Here is an 18,668-nt window from a genome sequence, read left to right as displayed (position 1 = left end):
GCTACAACGGCTTAGCCGTTGAACACATCATCCACGCTTTGCAGCGGGTAGTGCTTCGGATACGGCAGGGTGGCCACACCGGTCTCGATGGCGGCTTTGGCCACGGCATCGGAGATCAGGGTGATCAGGCGCTTGTCCATTGGTTTCGGAATGATGTACTCACGACCGAATTCCAGCTTGATACCACCGTAGGCGTCGCACACTTCCTGAGGCACCGGCAGCTTGGCCAGTTCGCGCAGGGCGTTGGCGGCAGCCACTTTCATCTCTTCGTTGATGCGCTTGGCGCGAACGTCCAGGGCACCACGGAAGATGAACGGGAAACCCAATACGTTGTTGACCTGGTTCGGGTAGTCCGAACGGCCAGTGGCCATGATCACGTCGCTACGGGTGGCGTGCGCCAGTTCCGGAGAGATTTCTGGATCAGGGTTGGAGCAAGCAAATACGATTGGGTTGGCCGCCATGGACTTGAGGCCTTCGGCGCTCAGCAGGTTAGGGCCGGACAGGCCGACGAACACGTCTGCACCGTCGAGGGCGTCAGCCAGGGTGCGCTTGTCGGTGGCGTGAGCGAACATCGCCTTGTACTGGTTCAGGTCGGTACGCTCGGACTGGACCACGCCCTTGCTGTCGACCATGAAGATGTTTTCCAGCTTGGCGCCCATGCTCACCAGCAACTTCATGCAGGAGATGGCCGCAGCGCCGGCGCCCAGGCAGACGATCTGTGCGTCAGCCAGGGTTTTGCCAGCGATTTCCAGGGCGTTGATCATGCCGGCCGCAGTAACAATCGCGGTGCCGTGCTGGTCATCGTGGAATACCGGAATGTCGCACTGTTCGATCAGGGCCTTTTCGATCTCGAAGCACTCAGGTGCCTTGATGTCTTCCAGGTTGATGCCACCGAAGGTGATGGAAATGCGCTTGACCGTGTCGATGAAAGCCTGCGGGCTTTCGGAGTCGACTTCGATGTCGAAAACGTCGATGCCGGCAAAGCGCTTGAACAGCACGCCCTTACCTTCCATGACTGGCTTGGAAGCCAATGGGCCGAGGTTGCCCAGGCCCAGAATCGCGGTGCCATCGGAAATCACTGCAACCAGGTTGCCTTTGCCGGTGTACTTGTACGCCAGTTCAGGGTCGCGGGCGATTTCACGTACGGGCTCGGCAACACCAGGGCTGTAGGCCAGCGACAGGTCGCGAGCGGTGGCAGTGGCTTTGGTGAGCTCTACACTCAGCTTTCCTGGACGAGGATGGGCATGATATTCGAGAGCGGCAGTTTTCAAATCAGACATATCGGCATTCCGCTTTTACTGTTGGTCGACGGACCGCCGAGGATACGCGTGTCGCAAAGTCCCTACAAGACTGGGCAGTCACAGGTGTCAAGGGCCCTGCGCTACGACTTTTGGCCAAGAGCCACGGGATACAAGGGCTCAACTGTTCACAATCGATTAAAAAAATGTCTACAATTTTTTCTTAATCAGTCGATTTGAGCATGCTGGAGTCGGTCAATGGCAGTACCCAACGTGCGTGGCCGTTTTTCAGGCCACCGCGCTTGGCGCGATCCTGCACCCAGCCACGCGCCTCGATTGCCTTGCCTTGCAGACCACTGAGGGTTGCAGAGTCGAATTGTTTGACGAGGTCGGGTGCAATGCGTAATACCAGTGAACCCTGCAATTCGATCCAGATTCCGCCGCGATTGCGTTCGATCTTGCTCACCCGGCCGCTGACCAAGGCGAAGCCGGATTGCTTGAGCCGGGCCACGTTTTGCACCGGAGATTGCCGCCACAGGCCCGACCGCGTATCACGGGCGCTGTTTTCAGCGGCCTGCTGGCAGTCGACAAGATCGACGTTGGGCGCAACACCTACCTGAAAGCCCAGGCCTTCGGCCAGCAGCCGCGCCTCAAGATTCTCGCCATCCGCGCCGTACAGGTGGGCCAACGTGCGGCCATAGCGGTCCTTGCTCTCGCGCCCAGGCACCAACCCGACGCGACCGTCGCTCGCGTCGACCAATACCTGTAAACGCTGGCGGGCAGCAACCGCGTAAGGCTCGTCGGGGCGGCCTTTCTTGCCAGTTTCCGGGGCATTGAGGCCGATCATCCGCACGCTGCGGCCATCCGTGAGGCGCACCGTGTCGCCATCCACCACGCGCTGCACTTCTACCGGGACCAAGGAGGCCGGCGCGGGGCAAAACACCTCGGCCTGGGCAGCCGGCAGCCAAATCCCAGGCACAAAAAAGGCGCCCACAAGGGACGCCTTTTTCAACAGCTGGCAAAAGCCCATAAGGCTTTTGAGCCTTACTCTGCTGGAGTAGCAGGCTTCTTGCCGAAAGCACCAAAGCGATCTGCGAAGCGCTGTACGCGGCCGCCGGTGTCCAGAGTTTTCTGCTTACCGGTGTAGAACGGGTGGCACTCGTTGCATACGTCAGTACCCAGTGGCTTGCACAGGTTCGAACGGGTCTGGAACTTGTTGCCGCAGCTGCAAGTTACGTCGATGACTTCGTACGCTGGATGGATATCGGCTTTCATGGCACTTCCTCGGGCTAGCGTGCCGCCACTCGACACTATTGTCGAATACCGCACGTAATTAGGCCGCGGATTCTACCAGACCTTTTTAATCGCGCAAGCCGCGTATCCGGCTGAAAACCGCCTTTCATCAGAAAACCATGGCATACCCAAGCCCTCCCCCGTCTGCTAGGCTCCCGCCCCTGCGCCACCGCCTGCCTTTATATGAGACCCCCCGCGTGCCCGACGCCATTTTGCGCCTAGCCCTGCCCTCGCCCCTGCGCCGCCTGTTCGATTACCGGGCCCCGGCCGGCGTGCTGCGGGCGCAGTTGCAGCCGGGCATGCGCGTGCGCGTGCCGTTTGGCCGGCGCGAAATGATCGGCATTCTGGTGGAAGTCGCGGACCACAGCGAAGTCCCGGCGGAAAAGCTCAAGCCTGCGCTGGCGATGCTCGACGCCACCCCACCGTTGCCGCCTGCCCTGTTCAAGCTGTGCCTGTGGACCGCCCAGTATTACCAGCACAGCCTCGGCGATACGCTCAGTTGGGCGCTGCCAGTACTGCTGCGCCAGGGCGAACTGGCCGAAGCGCGCCAGGAACGTTTCTGGTCGATGGTGCCCGGTGCGCGCCTCGACGACCCGCGCATCGCACGCGCCCCGCGCCAGCGTGAAGCCCTGGCGACACTGGCCCAGCACCCCCATGGCGTGGCCCATCAGCTATTAAGCAAGTTGATGCTGAGCAAAGACAGCCTCGACCTGTTGCTCGCCAAGGGCCTGGTGCAGGTGGAAATCCGCAAGCACGCCCCGGATGCCCGCCACGAACACTGGCTGGCCCAACCGGAACTGCCACTGAACCCGAGCAACGCGCCGCTTATGAAGCGATTCGCGCCGGCTTCGACAGTTTCCACGCGTTCCTGCTGGCGGGCGTCACCGGCAGCGGCAAGACCGAAGTCTATCTGCAGTTGATCCGCGAAACCCTGCAAGCCGGCAAACAGGCGCTGGTGCTGATCCCCGAGATCAACCTGGGCCCACAGACCCTGGCGCGCTTCGAACAGCGCTTCAACGCGCGCATCGCCCTGGTGCACTCGGCAGTCAATGACCGTGAGCGCCTGGAGTCCTGGCTGGCCGCACGGGATGGCGAGGCCGACATTATTATCGGCACCCGTTCAGCGCTGTTTACCCCGATGAAAAACCCCGGGCTGATCATCATCGACGAGGAGCACGACGGCTCCTATAAACAGCAGGAAGGCTTGCGTTACCACGCCCGCGACCTGGCACTGGTGCGTGCACGCCAGGAAGACATCCCGATTGTGCTGGGCTCGGCCACGCCATCACTCGAGAGCTTGCACAACGCCTACACCGGGCGTTACGGCCTCCTACGCCTCAACGAGCGCGCGGGTGGCGCCAAGCAACCCAAATTCCTGCGCCTGGACGTCAAAAGCCGTCCACTGGACAGCGGGATTTCCGGGCCGATGCAACAAGCCATCGGCCAGACCCTCGCCGCTGGCCAACAGGTCCTGGTATTCCTCAACCGGCGCGGTTTTGCACCGACCCTGCTGTGCCACGACTGCGGCTGGATGTCCGAATGCGAGCGCTGCGATGCGCGCATGACCGTGCACCAGCGCTACGGCGAACTGCGCTGCCATCACTGCGGCCATGTGGAACGCGTACCGCGCCACTGCCCGCAGTGCGGCAAAGTCGACCTGCGACCGGTGGGCGCCGGCACCGAACGGGCTGAAGAGCGCCTGGGCATTCTGTTCCCGGATTACCCGGTTTTGCGGGTCGATCGCGACAGCACCTCGCGCAAGGACGCGATGAACCAGTTGTTCGCGACCATCCAGAAAGGCCACCCATGCATCCTGATCGGCACGCAGATGCTTGCCAAAGGGCACCACTTTCCACGGGTGACCCTGGTGTCGATCCTGGATGCCGATGGCGGGTTGTTCTCCGGGGATTTCCGCGCCAGCGAGCGCATGGCGCAGTTGATCGTGCAGGTCGCCGGTCGTGCGGGCCGCGCCGAAGAACCCGGCCGGGTGATCATCCAGACTCACCTGGCCGACCATCCACTGCTGATCCAGCTGACCGAACAAGGCTACTTCGCCTTCGCCGAGCAGGCGCTGAGCGAACGTCGCGCGGCGGGCCTGCCGCCGTTTTCCCATTTGGCCCTGCTGCGCGCCGAAGCCCACAAACCAGGGCAGGCGGAAAGTTTTCTGGATGAGGCGTGCAGCGCCGCCGAACGTTTGCTCGGCGAACTGGGCCTGAGCGGTATCGAACTGCTCGGCCCGGTGCCCGCCCCGATGGAGCGCCGCGCCGGACGTTATCGCGCTCAGCTACTCTTGCAGGCAACCTCGCGCGCGCCCCTGCATCGACTATTAAGTAGCTGGTTGCTTGCCCTGGAGCAAATGCCCAGCGGTCGCCAAGTGCGATGGTCGTTGGACGTAGACCCGGTAGATTTGTATTAAGCCTGGCCATAGGTCCCGCGAAGGTTGGCAAGCCCGCCCTCGCCACGGATAATGCCCAGTTTTTCCACCTGCGCATCGCGCGCCGCCGCTTGCGGTTGAAAGAGAACACCATGAAAGACACCATTCGCCAGCTGATCCAACAAGCCCTCACCCAACTCGTCAACGAAGGTGTGTTGCCTGAAGGCCTGACGCCGGCGATCCAGGTGGAAAACACCCGCGACAAGACCCACGGTGACTTCGCCAGCAACATCGCGATGATGCTGTCCAAGCCTGCGGGCATGAAGCCGCGCGACCTGGCAGAGAAAATCATCGCCGCGCTGCCGGTGGACGAAAGCGTCACCAAGGCTGAAATCGCCGGCCCAGGCTTCATCAACTTCTTCCAGAACACCCAGGCCCTGGCTTCGCGCCTGGATGCGGCCCTGGCCGACGCCAAGATCGGCGTGCGCAAAGCCGGCCCGCTGCAACGCGTGGCGATTGACCTGTCGGCACCGAACCTGGCCAAAGAGATGCACGTGGGCCACCTGCGCTCCACCATCATCGGCGACGGCGTGGCGCGGGTCCTGGAATTTCTCGGCGACACCGTGATCCGTCAGAACCACGTGGGCGACTGGGGCACCCAGTTCGGCATGCTGATGGCTTACCTGCAGGAAAACCCGATCACCAGCAACGAGCTGTCGGACCTGGAAAACTTCTATCGCGCCGCCAAGAAGCGCTTCGATGAATCCGAAGAATTCGCCGACCGCGCCCGTGGCCTGGTGGTCAAGTTGCAAGCCGGTGACAAGGAATGCCTGGAGCTGTGGAACCGCTTCCGTGAGATTTCCCTGTCCCACTGCCAGGAAATCTACGAGCTGCTCAACGTCAAGCTGACCATGGCCGACGTGATGGGCGAAAGTGCCTACAATGACGACCTGATCAACGTGGTCAACGACCTCAAGGCCAAAGGCCTGCTGGTAGAAAGCAACGGCGCGCAGTGCGTGTTCCTCGAAGAGTTCAAGACCGCCGAAGGCGAACCGCTGCCGGTGATCATCGTCAAGGCCGATGGTGGCTATCTCTACGCTACCACCGACCTGGCCGCCGTGCGCTACCGCAGCGGCGTGCTCAAGGCTGATCGCGCGCTGTATTTCGTTGACCAGCGCCAGGCCCTGCACTTCCAGCAGGTGTTCGAAGTGGCGCGTCGCGCCGGCTTCGTCACCCACCCGATGCACATGGAACACATGGGCTTCGGCACCATGAACGGCGCCGATGGCCGCCCGTTCAAGACCCGTGACGGCGGCACCGTGAAGCTGATCGACCTGCTGACCGAAGCCCAGGAACGTGCCTACAACCTGGTGAAGGAAAAGAACCCGGAGCTGGCCGAGGCCGACCTTCGCAACATCGCCCGCGTGGTGGGCATCGGGGCGGTGAAATACGCCGACCTGTCCAAGCACCGCACCAGCGACTACAGCTTCAACTTCGAGCTGATGCTGAACTTCGAAGGCAACACCGCGCCGTACCTGCTCTACGCCTATACCCGTGTGGCGGGCGTTTTCCGCAAGCTGGGCAAGGACTTCAGCGAGGTTGAAGGCCAGATCGTGCTGGACGCCCCGCACGAACAGGAACTGGCCGCCAAACTGGCGCAATTCGGCGAAGTGCTGAACAGCGTCGGCGAGAAAGGCACGCCGCATATCCTGTGCACTTACCTGTATGAAGTCGCGGGCCTGTTCTCCAGCTTCTACGAGAACTGCCCGATCCTGAGCGCCGACGACGAAGCCCAGAAGCAAAGCCGCCTGCGCCTCGCCGCCTTGGCGGGACGGACCCTCAAGCAAGGCCTGGAACTGTTGGGCCTGGAAACTCTGGAGCGTATGTAAGTTGGCTGCCAAGAAAAAACCTGCACCCAAGCGCGGCGCCAGCCGCTACCAGGCCCCGGCGAAGAAGCCGATCCCGGGCTGGTTGTGGATGGCGATCGGCCTCACCGTCGGTGCGTTTATCGTGTTCCTGATGAAGCTGGATCCGGGCAAGGGCGATGACGTCAAACGGGTCAAGCAGGAACAGCAGAAGGCCACGAAAATGGCCGAAGCCAACAAGACGGCGCCAAGCCCGACCGCACCTGTGAAGCCGAAGTACGACTTCTACACGCTGCTGCCGGAATCGGAAGTGATCGTGCCGCCTGACGCCGTGCCGGAGAAAACCCTGCCGACGCCACAGGTACCGACCACCCCGGTCACCCCAGCGGAAGCGGCGAAAATCGACACGGCGCGCGCCCAGGCTGCGCTGGCTGGCATTACGCCGCCGCCAGCACCGCCGGTTGCCGAGACCAAAGCCGCGCCGGTGACGAAGTTCTTCCTGCAAGCGGGTTCGTTCCCGAAACAGGCGGATGCGGATCGCGTGCGGGCGCAGATCATTCTGCTGGGGCAGTCGGTGACGGTTGAGTCGGGTACGGTGAAGGATGCGACCTGGTATCGCGTGCTGGTGGGGCCGTTCAGCAACCGTGAACAGCTGACCGTGGCGCAGAAACAACTGGCTGGCGCGGGCTTTAGCAACCTGTTGTTACAACAACGCCAGAGCCGCTAGCTCGCAGCCAACACAGTACAATTGTGGGAGCTGGCGTGCCTGCGATGGCGGTGTAACAGTCAATATTTTCAGTGACTGACACACCGCCATCGCAGGCACGCCAGCTCCCACATTTGGTTTCGGGTGTCCTCAAAATTGTGTAAGGCCTATAAACACCACTCGTCCACCCTCCCGTCCTACAGTTGAAATCCCCCCCACCACCCCCATATCAGTTTCCATCAGGGCATTTTCGCCCCGCTGCGTGGAGACTCTCCCCTTGACCACCATCGTTTCAGTACGTCGCCACGGCAAAGTCGTCATGGGCGGCGACGGCCAGGTTTCCCTGGGTAATACCGTGATGAAAGGCAACGCCAAGAAAGTGCGTCGCCTGTACCACGGCCAGGTTCTCGCGGGCTTTGCCGGCGCTACCGCCGACGCTTTCACCCTTTTCGAGCGTTTCGAAGGCCAGCTAGAGAAACATCAGGGCCACCTGGTGCGCGCTGCGGTTGAACTCGCCAAAGAATGGCGCACCGATCGCTCCCTCAGCCGCCTGGAAGCCATGCTGGCCGTCGCCAACAAAGACGCTTCCCTGATCATCACCGGCAACGGCGATGTGGTTGAGCCTGAACATGGCCTGATCGCCATGGGTTCCGGCGGTGGCTACGCCCAAGCGGCCGCCAGCGCACTGTTGAAGAAAACCGACCTGTCGGCTCGCGAAATCGTCGAGACCGCCCTGGGTATTGCCGGTGATATCTGCGTGTTCACCAACCACAACCAGACCATTGAGGAGCAGGACCTCGCTGAGTAAGCCGTAGGCTTATTCCGCTTGAGGCCGCCAAACACTATGTCCATGACTCCCCGCGAAATCGTCCATGAACTCAACCGCCATATCATCGGCCAGGACGATGCCAAGCGCGCCGTAGCCATTGCGCTGCGTAACCGCTGGCGCCGGATGCAACTGCCCGAAGAACTGCGCGTTGAAGTAACGCCCAAGAACATCCTGATGATCGGCCCGACCGGCGTCGGTAAAACCGAAATCGCCCGTCGCCTGGCCAAGCTGGCCAATGCACCGTTCATCAAGGTCGAAGCCACCAAGTTCACCGAAGTGGGCTACGTGGGCCGCGACGTCGAGTCGATCATCCGTGACCTGGCCGACGCCGCCCTGAAAATGCTGCGCGAACAGGAAGTGACCAAGGTCAGCCACCGCGCCGAAGACGCCGCCGAAGAACGCATCCTCGACGCCCTGCTGCCACCGGCACGCATGGGTTTCAACGAAGACGCCGCGCCTGCCTCGGACTCCAACACCCGCCAGCTGTTCCGCAAGCGCCTGCGTGAAGGCCAACTGGACGACAAGGAAATCGAGATCGAAGTCGCTGAAGTCTCCGGCGTCGACATCTCCGCCCCGCCTGGCATGGAAGAAATGACCAGCCAGTTGCAGAACCTGTTCGCCAACATGGGCAAGGGCAAGAAGAAAAGCCGCAAGCTCAAGGTGAAGGAAGCGCTGAAACTGGTGCGCGACGAAGAAGCCGGGCGCCTGGTGAATGAGGAAGAACTCAAGGCCAAGGCCCTGGAAGCGGTCGAGCAGCACGGCATCGTGTTTATCGACGAGATCGACAAGGTGGCCAAGCGCGGCAACTCCGGCGGTGTCGATGTGTCCCGCGAGGGCGTACAGCGCGACCTGCTGCCGCTGATCGAAGGCTGCACGGTGAACACCAAGCTGGGCATGGTCAAGACCGACCACATCCTGTTTATTGCCTCCGGCGCGTTCCACCTGAGCAAGCCAAGCGACCTGGTCCCAGAGCTGCAAGGTCGCCTGCCGATCCGCGTGGAGCTCAAGGCGCTGACCCCAGGCGACTTCGAGCGCATCCTCAGCGAGCCGCACGCGTCGCTCACCGAGCAATACCGTGAGCTGCTGAAAACCGAAGGCTTGGGTATCGAATTCCAAGCGGACGGCATCAAGCGCCTGGCGGAGATCGCCTGGCAGGTCAACGAGAAGACCGAGAACATCGGTGCCCGTCGTTTGCACACCTTGCTGGAGCGTTTGCTGGAGGAAGTCTCCTTCAGTGCTGGTGATTTGGCTGGCGCGCAGAATGGCGAAGTGATCAAGATCGACGCTGAATACGTCAACAGCCACTTGGGCGAATTGGCGCAGAACGAAGATCTGTCGCGCTACATTCTGTAAAGCTCAAGCTGTAAGCTACAAGCTTCAAGTTGAGCCCATTCAACTTGCCGCTTGTAGCTTAAGGCTTGCCGCTGGAGGCACCCATGTCAAAATTTCCCACCGCTGTAAACCTGCACAAAACCTCCAACACCCTCGGCCTCACCTACGGGCCCGACGAGGTGTACCAACTCCCCGCCGAGCTGCTGCGCACCCACTCGCCTTCCGCCGAGGTCCAGGGGCACGGCAAACCCATCCTGCAATTCGGCAAGCTCAACGTTCGGTTGACCAAGGTAGAACCCGCTGGCCAGTACGCACTGAAATTGACCTTCGACGACGGTCATGACAGCGGACTGTTCACCTGGGACTACCTCTACCAACTCGCCGTGCGCCAAGACGCGTTGTGGGTCGATTATCTGGCCGAACTCAAAGCCGCCGGCAAAACCCGCGATCCGGATCAGTCGGTCGTACGGCTGATGCTCTAGCACAGGCCTCTTGCTCTTTAGAGGGCATTTTCTAATTTCATCTGCTTGAATGCCCTGTCGCGTGACCAACGATTGGTCCGCTTGCGAAAAAAATTAAACTCGGGTAACCAATGGAGCTGGCAAGTTCCCTGCATTTGACGATGCGGTATCAACGGTCACCCGAGTCGCAGTACCAGGCTTGTGTTGTGTATCGAAACTGGGTGCGCAGCGGTCCCCGGTACTCGTCTTTCGGACAATGGAGCGTCGTAGATGAGTAACAAGAATAACGATGACTTGAAACGCCAGGCCTCGGAAAACACCCTGGGGCTCAACCCGATCATCGCGTTACGTAAAAAGGATTTACTCGCCTCGGCGAAGATGGTGCTGACCCAAGCCATCAAACAACCGTTGCACAGCGTCAAGCACGTCGCGCATTTTGGCGTCGAGTTGAAGAACGTGATGTTCGGCAAATCCGCGTTGGTGCCCGAGAACGACGACCGTCGTTTCCAGGACCCGGCCTGGAGCCAGAACCCGCTCTACAAACGCTACCTGCAAACCTACCTGGCGTGGCGCAAGGAACTGCACGACTGGATCGGCGACAGCAACCTGTCGGAACAGGACATCAGCCGCGGCCACTTCGTGATCAACCTGATGACCGAAGCCATGGCGCCCACCAACAGCGCGGCCAACCCGGCGGCGGTCAAACGTTTCTTTGAAACCGGCGGCAAGAGCCTGCTCGATGGCCTGTCCCACCTGGCCAAGGACATGGTGCACAACGGCGGCATGCCGAGCCAGGTCAATATGGGCGCCTTTGAAGTGGGCAAGACCCTGGGCACGACCGAAGGCGCCGTGGTGTTTCGCAACGACGTACTGGAGCTGATCCAGTACAAGCCGATCACCGAACAGGTGCACGAACGCCCGCTGCTGGTGGTGCCGCCGCAGATCAACAAATTCTATGTATTCGACCTGAGCCCTGAGAAGAGCCTGGCGCGCTTCTGCCTGCGCAATAACCAGCAGACTTTTATCGTCAGCTGGCGCAACCCGACCAAGGCCCAGCGCGAGTGGGGCCTGTCGACCTATATCGAGGCGCTCAAGGAAGCGGTGGATGTGGTCACGGCGATTACCGGCAGCAAAGATGTGAACATGCTCGGCGCCTGCTCGGGGGGTATCACCTGCACCGCCCTGCTCGGCCACTACGCGGCGCTGGGAGAGAAGAAGGTCAACGCCCTGACCCTGCTGGTGAGTGTGCTCGACACCACGCTGGACACCCAGGTAGCGCTGTTCGTCGACGAACAGACCCTGGAGGCGGCCAAGCGCCACTCCTACCAGGCCGGCGTGCTGGAAGGCCGCGACATGGCCAAGGTGTTTGCCTGGATGCGGCCCAACGACCTGATCTGGAACTACTGGGTCAACAACTACCTGCTGGGCAACGAACCGCCGGTGTTCGACATCCTGTTCTGGAACAACGACACCACGCGGTTGCCGGCGGCATTCCACGGTGACCTGATCGAGCTGTTCAAGAACAACCCACTGGTGCGCGCCAACGCACTGGAAGTGTGCGGCACGCCCATCGACCTCAAGCAGGTCACTGCCGATATCTATTCCCTGGCTGGCACCAATGACCACATTACGCCGTGGCAGTCGTGCTACAAATCGGCGCAGCTGTTTGGCGGCAAGGTGGAGTTCGTGCTGTCCAGCAGCGGGCATATCCAGAGCATCCTCAACCCGCCGGGCAACCCCAAGGCGCGTTACCAGACCAGCGACAGCCTGACGGCGAAGCCGCTGGAGTGGCAGGAGAATGCCACCAAGCACACCGATTCGTGGTGGCTGCATTGGCAAGCCTGGCAGGCGGAACGGGCGGGTAAGTTGAAGAAAGCACCTACAAGCCTGGGTAACAAAACCTATGCGGCGGCCGAAGCGGCGCCGGGCACTTATGTACACGAACGATAATCCTCACCCGTAGGGTAAGCCCATGCCGCAACCGTTCATCTTCCGCACCATCGACCTGGATGGCCAGACCATCCGCACGGCGGTGCGCCCGGGCAAGCCTCACTTGACGCCGTTGCTGATCTTCAATGGCATCGGCGCCAACCTTGAGTTGGTGTTTCCGTTCGTCCAGGCGTTGGACCCAGACCTGGAAGTGATCGCGTTCGATGTGCCCGGCGTGGGCGGTTCCTCCACACCCAATCGACCGTACCGCTTTCCCGGCCTGGCCAAGCTCACCGCACGTATGCTCGATTACCTGGACTATGGCCAGGTGAACGCGGTGGGTGTGTCCTGGGGGGGCGCGTTGGCGCAGCAGTTTGCCTACGACTACCCGGAGCGCTGCAAGAAGCTGATCCTGGCGGCCACAGCGGCGGGTGCGGTGATGGTGCCGGGCAAGCCGAAAGTGTTGTGGTTGATGGCCAGCCCGCGCCGTTACATCCAACCGTCCCATGTGGTGCGCATCGCGCCGATGATCTACGGCGGCTCGTTCCGCCGCGATTCGAAACTGGCCGCCGAACACGCGAGCAAAGTGCGCTCGGCCGGCAAGTTGGGCTACTACTGGCAGCTGTTCGCCGGGTTGGGCTGGACCAGCATCCACTGGCTGCACAAGATCCGCCAACCCACCCTGGTGCTGGCGGGGGACGATGACCCGCTGATCCCGCTGATCAACATGCGCATGCTGGCCTGGCGCATCCCCAATGCACAGTTGCACATCATCGATGACGGCCACCTGTTCCTGATCACCCGGGCGGAAGCCGTGGCGCCGATCATCATGAAATTTCTCGAAGAGGAGCGCATGCGCGCGGTGATCCATCCGCGACCGGCCGTGTAAGGACCACACCGCCGCGCAACTTGCCAGGAACCGGCTATGGTTCTGAATTGGCGTGCCTGTTTGATGGCTTGACGAAGGAGTGTTGGCTCATGCGAGAAAGACCCGTGACGAACCCGGCGCCCACCCCTGCCGCGTTCATCAATGCGCAAAATGCGATCACCGGCCTGCGCGGTCGGGACCTGCTGTCGACCCTGCGCAGCGTGGCCGCCCATGGCTTGCGCAACCCGGTGCATACCGCTCGCCATGCCTGGGCGTTGAGCGGTCAACTGGGCCGCGTGCTGCTCGGTGAAACCGTGCACGAACCCAACCCCAACGACGGCCGCTTCACCGACCCCACCTGGAAACTCAATCCGCTGTACCGGCGTAGCCTGCAAGCCTATCTGAGCTGGCAGAAGCAGACGCGCCACTGGATCGATGACAGCAACCTGAGCGCCGATGACCGCGCCCGAGCGCATTTTGCTTTCTCGTTGATCAACGATGCGGTCTCCCCTTCCAACACCCTGCTCAACCCGCTGGCGATCAAGGAACTGCTCAATTCCGGCGGCAACAGCGTGGTGCGCGGTGTGACCAACCTGTTCGAAGACCTGCTGCACAACAATGGCCTGCCGCGCCAGGTGAGCAAGCACGCCTTCGAGGTGGGCAAGACGGTCGCCACCACCCCAGGCTCGGTGGTGTTTCGCAATGAGCTGCTGGAGCTGATCCAGTACAAACCCATGAGCGAAAAGCAGTACGCCAAGCCGCTATTGATCGTGCCGCCGCAAATCAACAAGTACTACATTTTCGACTTGAGCCCCGCCAACAGCTTTGTGCAGTACGCCCTCAAGAATGGCCTGCAGACCTTTATGGTCAGCTGGCGCAATCCGGATGTGCGGCATCGCGAATGGGGCCTGTCCACCTACGTCGCTGCGCTGGAAGAAGCGCTCAACGTGTGCCGCGCGATCACCGGCGCCCGTGAGGTCAACCTGATGGGCGCCTGCGCCGGTGGCCTGACCATCGCCGCACTGCAAGGGCACTTGCAAGCCAAGCGCCAGTTGCGCCGCATCTCCAGCGCCAGCTACCTGGTGAGCCTGCTGGACAGCCAGATCGACAGCCCCGCCACCCTGTTCGCCGATGAACAAACCCTGGAAGCGGCCAAGCGCCGCTCCTACCAGCAAGGCGTGCTGGACGGCCGCGACATGGCCAAGGTGTTCGCCTGGATGCGCCCCAATGACCTGATCTGGAACTACTGGATCAACAACTACCTGCTGGGCAAGGAACCGCCGGCTTTCGACATCCTGTACTGGAACAACGACAACACGCGCCTGCCCGCCGCGCTGCACGGCGACCTGCTGGACTTCTTCAAGCACAACCCGCTGAGTCATCCCGGTGGCCTGGAAGTGTGCGGCACGCCAATCGATTTGCAGAAGGTCACGGTGGACAGCTTCAGTGTGGCGGGCATCAACGACCACATCACGCCGTGGGACGCGGTGTATCGCTCCACCCAATTGCTGGGCGGCGAGCGGCGCTTCGTGCTGTCCAACAGCGGGCATATCCAGAGCATTCTCAACCCGCCGGGCAACCCCAAGGCCAACTACGTCGAGAACCCCAAGCTGAGCAGCGACCCGCGCGCCTGGTACTACGACGCCAACCACGTCGAAGGCAGTTGGTGGCCGCAGTGGCTGGACTGGATCCAGCAGCGCTCCGGCGCGCAACGGGAAACCCTTACCGCCCTGGGCAACCAGAATTACCCACCGATGGAAGCGGCGCCCGGCACCTATGTGCGCGTGCGCTGAGCTCAACGATCACATTAAGAAGACTGGATGAAGACCCGCGACCGTATCCTTGAATGTGCCCTGCAGTTGTTCAACCAAAAGGGCGAGCCGAACGTGTCGACCATGGAGGTGGCCAATGAAATGGGGATCAGCCCCGGCAACCTCTACTACCACTTCCATGGCAAGGAACCGTTGGTGCTCGGGTTGTTCGAGCGTTTCCAGAATGAGTTGGCGCCCCTGCTCGACCCTCCGGCGGACGCGCAACTGGAAGCCGAGGATTACTGGCTGTTCCTGCACCTGATCGTCGAGCGCATGGCGCATTACCGGTTCTTGTTCCAGGACTTGTCGAACCTGGCGGGACGCCTGCCAAAGCTGGCCAAGGGCATTCGCAACCTGCTGACGGCGCTCAAACGGACCTTGGCGTCTCTGCTGGCACGGCTCAAGGCCGCCGGGCAATTGGTCAGCGACACCCAGGCGCTGGGGCAACTGGTTGAGCAAATCACCATGACCTTGCTGTTCTCCCTGGATTACCAGCGGATTCTCGATCGCGAAGGTGAGGTGCAAGTAGTGATCTACCAGATCATGATGCTGGTGGCGCCCCATCTGCAGTCGCCGGCACGACAGGCCACAGAGCAATGGGCGCTGCGTTATCTGGACAATCCGACTTAAAGACTCATTGAAATCAATCAGGTCGACCAAACTGTTTAGTGAACATGAAAAGTTCACTGTCGGTCCTGATCCCCAGCTTTCGATAAGCCGATTGTTTTTGTGTACTGATGGTACTTGCACTGCGCGAAAACTTTGCCGCAATTGAGTTCACGGACATGCCATCCAAAAAACAACGCAATACTTCTTGTTCTTTGGGCGTTAAAGCGCCACTTAATCGCAACGGCATAGCCGTTTCAAGTTTCGACTCGATATTCATCTGCCGCAAAGCAGACTCACCCTCCTGCAATACCGACAACATGCAACGTTGCAGGTAAATCCGCCCTTGGGCGACGGTTCGAATAGCCACGACCAATTCCGTGAGCTGTTGGGTCTTGCCCAGTACCCCCAGGCTTCCAGCCTTCAGCGCCAGCGTGACCCTTGCACGTGTGCAGTGCGACGACACAACGAGCACCTTGCAGCGCTTAAAGCGCCGGCTCAGCATCTGGATCAGGCTGAGGCCATCGATGTCCGACGGCCCCAGCGTAAAGTCCATCACCACCACATCCGCAGGTCGCTGTGTGAGCGCATCCAGTAACGCCCTGGACGTGCTGAATGAGCCGATGACATCCAGATCGGTCTCTTTACGCAGGCCCAGTTCGATCCCCTGTCGAACCATCTCGTGATCATCCAACAACATGATGGTGTGCATATCGGCCACCAGAAAGTTCGCCCAAGTAGGTACAACTTAGTTCAAATACGCTCATTGCACGAACAGGGTATAGCGCAGCTTTTTTGATGCTTCAACATAGAAAAATCAACTCGACCCGCCCTTACAACTTAATCCTACATATATGCCTTACACCTGATTCTTACAGACGCAGACCCATACAATTGTTTTAATTAATATTTTGGACTTCGAACAATTACGAGATAAATCTCGTTACATCTCTATAGGCATCGTTAACGTTCCCAGCCAAATTAGAGCTCCCCGCAATTCGGTAAAAAAACGAAACAAATTACCGATGCAGCACATCACTGTGCGGCGGGTTACGCAAATAACTCACGATTGGGAGCTCTATGACAGTCAACACTTTCTCCACCCTTGCCGCCGCACTTGCCTTGGCTGCGGCCGTATCGCAAACGGCACACGCCGCCAACGACGGAACCATCAATTTCACCGGGCTGGTGAACGATACGACCTGCACCATCGAAGGCGCAGCGCCGGGCACCGGTGCCGTGGTCAAAGACGTCAACCTCGGCGGTGTGTCTGCCGCACGCCTGGCGAAGCCGGGTGATCGCGCCAACCTCACCGGTTTCACCATTCGCATTGGTGCGCCTGGCGAAGGTGGCTGCACCAACGGCCGCACCGCGATGGTTGCCTTCGACCCCACCAGCCCGGCCATTGATGTGGCAACCGGACGCTTGAACATCGACGGCTACGATGACCCGTCCGACACCACCAACGCCAAGAACGTCCAGGTTGAAGTGACGAACCGTAACGGCTTGCCGATCAACGTCTACACCGAAAAATCCGAAGGCGTAGTGATCGCCGACAACCAGGCGGTCATCCCACTGGCCCGCGCAGATGTACGCCAGCGGTGCCGCAACTGAAGGCACGGTCAAGACCCGCGTCGGCTTCATGGTCGTGTACGACAACTAAACCGCAAGCGGGCCTGCAGTTGCCAGGCAGGCCCATCCGCCTGATTCGTAGAGAACATTGAGCATGAAAAAGCTGGTCTGCCTCGCGCTTGCCACCTGGGGTATCGCAGGGTTACTGCTACACGCATTTCCCGCCCAGGCTGGGGTCATTATTTATGGCACCCGCGTGATCTACCCCGCCGATCAGCAGGAAGTGGTCGTGCGCCTGGAAAACAAAGGTGACCGCCCGGCCCTGGTACAAACCTGGCTGGACACGGGCGACATCCGCTCCACGCCAGTCACGGCGCAGACGCCGTTTACCGTTTCGCCACCGATCTTCCGCATCGAGCCGCACCAGCAACAGGCGCTGCGCCTGCGCTATTCCGGGGAGGGCGCGGCCGCCGACCGCGAAAGCCTGTACTGGCTGAACGTGCTGGAAGTCCCACCGCTGACCGCCGGTGCCGAACAGAACAACCAGATCGAATTGGCCTTTCGCACTCGCTTGCGGGTGTTTCTGCGACCGCAGGCATTGCCTTACTCGGTGGGCAGCGCGGCGTCCAAGTTGCAATGGAAACTGGTTGCCCACCACCAGGGCTATGCCCTGCAAGCGACCAACCCCACGCCGTACCATGTTTCCCTGAGTTCAGTGGTCTTGGTGAGCGAAGGAAGGCGCTTCGGCAAAGCCGCCAACAAGGAAGCCAACGACAGCCTGATGATGCCGGCCGGCGACGTGAAAGTATTCGCGCTGCCGTCGCTGCGCGAACGCCCTAACGGTGCGCTCAAGGTCGAATTCACCGCCGTCAGCGACTTCGGTGCCCGCGTTCGCCACTCGGCAGACCTTACGCCTCCAGTCGCCGGGTAACAGACCATGAACGCCGTTTTCGCTTCACACCTGTCGGCCCGCCTGATCGCGTTGGCCTTTGCACTGCTGAGCGCCGCCGCGCAGGCCAGCGTGGTCATCAGCAGCACCCGGATCATCTACCCACAGGACGACAAGGAGGTGACGGTCCGGCTGGAAAGCAAGAACCAGGCGCCCGTGCTGATCCAGGTGTGGCTGGACAGCGGTGACGAACACTCCACCCCGGATCGGGCCACGGTGCCGTTTATCGCCACGCCGCCGATCTTTCGTATGGAACCGGGCAAGCAACAGGTTCTACGCCTGGCGTACACGGGTGACAGCCTGCCGACGGAACGGGAAAGCCTGTTCTGGTTCAACCTGCTGGAGGTGCCCGCGCATTCCCAGGAGGCCAATCAGCTGCAACTGGCCTTCCGTTCGCGGATCAAGCTGTTTTTCCGGCCACCGAACCTGCCGTATGGCGTCGACGCCGCGCCCGGAAAACTGCAATGGCGAGGTGAGTCGACCGAGCACGGCCAGGCCCTGGAAGTCTATAACCCCACGCCCTATCACGTGACCTTCGAGCAGGTCGACGTGCTGGACGCTCAGCAGCGTCATGCACGCAAGCCCTCGGCTTCAGGTGCCGGGAACATGGTGCCGCCTGGCGGTCGCACGCGCTTTGAACTGCCCAGCCTCAAAAAGCCCCCGGGCAGCGCCGCCACCGTGGAGTTCCAGACGCTCGACGACTACGGGGTGCGCAGCACCCACAGCAGCCCGCTCTCGACATGACCCACACGGCCAGTCTGGCCAACGACTGACCTCACTGCACACGTTCGTCTGATGCCCATTTCTCGGGGCAGGGCTTTGCTTTGCCTGAATT

Annotated in this window: 15 protein-coding genes and 2 pseudogenes; 13 read left to right on the top strand and 4 right to left on the bottom strand. The window is 61.0% G+C overall.

What is annotated here, in order from left to right:
* Window positions 1–11: 11 nt before the first annotated feature.
* The 3 genes from AYR47_RS09205 to rpmE all read right to left on the bottom strand — a co-directional run bounded on the left by AYR47_RS09205 (window position 12) and on the right by rpmE (window position 2,513).
* Complete coding sequence (locus AYR47_RS09205) at window positions 12–1,280, bottom strand: malic enzyme-like NAD(P)-binding protein (protein ID WP_016979185.1); 1,269 nt, start codon at window positions 1,278–1,280, stop codon at window positions 12–14.
* Between the two features lie 181 nt (window positions 1,281–1,461).
* Complete coding sequence (locus tag AYR47_RS09200; protein WP_033897756.1) at window positions 1,462–2,268, bottom strand: thermonuclease family protein; 807 nt, start codon at window positions 2,266–2,268, stop codon at window positions 1,462–1,464.
* A gap of 14 nt (window positions 2,269–2,282) precedes the next feature.
* Complete coding sequence (gene rpmE, locus AYR47_RS09195) at window positions 2,283–2,513, bottom strand: 50S ribosomal protein L31 (protein ID WP_033897755.1); 231 nt, start codon at window positions 2,511–2,513, stop codon at window positions 2,283–2,285.
* Window positions 2,514–2,728: 215 nt separating this feature from the next.
* On the opposite strand from rpmE, the pseudogene AYR47_RS09190 reads away from it, so the two are divergent.
* From AYR47_RS09190 to AYR47_RS09145, 10 genes and pseudogenes are all read left to right on the top strand, one after another.
* Window positions 2,729–4,947 (top strand): annotated as a pseudogene (locus AYR47_RS09190) (primosomal protein N').
* 110 nt (window positions 4,948–5,057) lie between these two features.
* Window positions 5,058–6,794, top strand: a complete 1,737-nt coding sequence (gene argS, locus AYR47_RS09185) for an arginine--tRNA ligase (RefSeq protein ID WP_033897753.1) — start codon at window positions 5,058–5,060, stop codon at window positions 6,792–6,794.
* 1 nt (window position 6,795) lies between these two features.
* Window positions 6,796–7,497, top strand: a complete 702-nt coding sequence (locus tag AYR47_RS09180; protein ID WP_025858692.1) for an SPOR domain-containing protein — start codon at window positions 6,796–6,798, stop codon at window positions 7,495–7,497.
* Between the two features lie 256 nt (window positions 7,498–7,753).
* A complete protein-coding gene (hslV, locus tag AYR47_RS09175) occupies window positions 7,754–8,284 on the top strand; it encodes an ATP-dependent protease subunit HslV (protein WP_003171209.1) in 531 nt (176 codons plus the stop codon).
* Window positions 8,285–8,320: 36 nt separating this feature from the next.
* Complete coding sequence (gene hslU / locus AYR47_RS09170) at window positions 8,321–9,658, top strand: ATP-dependent protease ATPase subunit HslU (protein ID WP_038844805.1); 1,338 nt, start codon at window positions 8,321–8,323, stop codon at window positions 9,656–9,658.
* Between the two features lie 83 nt (window positions 9,659–9,741).
* Entirely contained in the window at window positions 9,742–10,119 is a 378-nt protein-coding gene (locus AYR47_RS09165; RefSeq protein WP_061434983.1) for a gamma-butyrobetaine hydroxylase-like domain-containing protein, read from the top strand.
* Window positions 10,120–10,368: 249 nt separating this feature from the next.
* Complete coding sequence (gene phaC, locus AYR47_RS09160; protein ID WP_061434981.1) at window positions 10,369–12,048, top strand: class II poly(R)-hydroxyalkanoic acid synthase; 1,680 nt, start codon at window positions 10,369–10,371, stop codon at window positions 12,046–12,048.
* Window positions 12,049–12,070: 22 nt separating this feature from the next.
* Window positions 12,071–12,916, top strand: a complete 846-nt coding sequence (gene phaZ / locus AYR47_RS09155; protein ID WP_016979176.1) for a poly(3-hydroxyalkanoate) depolymerase — start codon at window positions 12,071–12,073, stop codon at window positions 12,914–12,916.
* 89 nt (window positions 12,917–13,005) lie between these two features.
* A complete protein-coding gene (phaC, locus tag AYR47_RS09150) occupies window positions 13,006–14,688 on the top strand; it encodes a class II poly(R)-hydroxyalkanoic acid synthase (protein WP_033897749.1) in 1,683 nt (560 codons plus the stop codon).
* 27 nt (window positions 14,689–14,715) lie between these two features.
* Window positions 14,716–15,336 (top strand): TetR/AcrR family transcriptional regulator, encoded by a 621-nt coding sequence (locus AYR47_RS09145; RefSeq protein ID WP_033897748.1) that lies wholly within the window; start codon window positions 14,716–14,718, stop codon window positions 15,334–15,336.
* Between the two features lie 13 nt (window positions 15,337–15,349).
* Here AYR47_RS09145 and AYR47_RS09140 read toward each other — a convergent pair whose 3' ends face one another.
* A complete protein-coding gene (locus AYR47_RS09140) occupies window positions 15,350–16,024 on the bottom strand; it encodes a response regulator transcription factor (RefSeq protein ID WP_237142545.1) in 675 nt (224 codons plus the stop codon).
* A gap of 368 nt (window positions 16,025–16,392) precedes the next feature.
* Between AYR47_RS09140 and AYR47_RS09135 the strand changes: the two are divergent.
* The 3 genes and pseudogenes from AYR47_RS09135 to AYR47_RS09125 all read left to right on the top strand — a co-directional run bounded on the left by AYR47_RS09135 (window position 16,393) and on the right by AYR47_RS09125 (window position 18,577).
* Window positions 16,393–16,975, top strand: a pseudogene (locus AYR47_RS09135) (fimbrial protein).
* 63 nt (window positions 16,976–17,038) lie between these two features.
* The gene (locus AYR47_RS09130) at window positions 17,039–17,815 is read left to right on the top strand and encodes a fimbrial biogenesis chaperone (RefSeq protein ID WP_061434979.1); all 777 of its coding nucleotides are present in this window, start codon (window positions 17,039–17,041) and stop codon (window positions 17,813–17,815) included.
* Window positions 17,816–17,821: 6 nt separating this feature from the next.
* Complete coding sequence (locus AYR47_RS09125) at window positions 17,822–18,577, top strand: fimbrial biogenesis chaperone (protein ID WP_061434977.1); 756 nt, start codon at window positions 17,822–17,824, stop codon at window positions 18,575–18,577.
* Window positions 18,578–18,668: the final 91 nt, after the last annotated feature.

Origin of the sequence: Pseudomonas azotoformans (genome assembly GCF_001579805.1) — a bacterium.
Lineage (GTDB): Bacteria > Pseudomonadota > Gammaproteobacteria > Pseudomonadales > Pseudomonadaceae > Aquipseudomonas > Aquipseudomonas azotoformans_A.
This window is presented reverse-complemented; position numbering and strand designations above follow the sequence as displayed.